The sequence below is a fragment of the Leucobacter sp. M11 genome (assembly GCF_035726885.1).
Classification (GTDB): Bacteria; Actinomycetota; Actinomycetes; order Actinomycetales; family Microbacteriaceae; genus JAPFRB01.
In genome coordinates, this window is record NZ_JAPFRB010000004.1 from 506447 (window position 1) to 506793 (window position 347).

At 71.8% G+C, this 347-nt stretch carries 1 pseudogene; it reads left to right on the forward strand.

The window, feature by feature from the left end:
* A pseudogene (locus OOT08_RS14585) lies at positions 1 to 310 on the forward strand (hypothetical protein); the annotation flags it as partial.
* Positions 311 to 347: the final 37 nt, after the last annotated feature.

Consider the following 347-nt stretch of genomic DNA (forward strand, 5'->3'; position numbering starts at 1 on the left):
CCTCGTCATCCTGCCCCTGATCGGCGTCTGGGCCCTGATCCGCGAGCTGCTCTTCGGCCTGCGCTCCGCGGCGCTCGGGCGGCGGCTGGCCGAGTCCGGCCGGATGCCCGAGGAGGAGGTCGACACGCTGCCCTCCGGACGCCCGGTGCGCGACCAGGCCGACGAGTTCTTCCCGAAGTACAAGGCCGAGGCCGAGGCGGCCCCCGAGAACTGGGAATCGTGGATGCGGCTCGGGCTCGTCTACGACGCCTGCGGGGATCGCCGCCGCGCCCGCCAAGCCATCAACCAGGCCATCGCGCTCTCGCGCTAAGGCCACAGCACCCAAGGACCGCATGAGCCACTCCGTT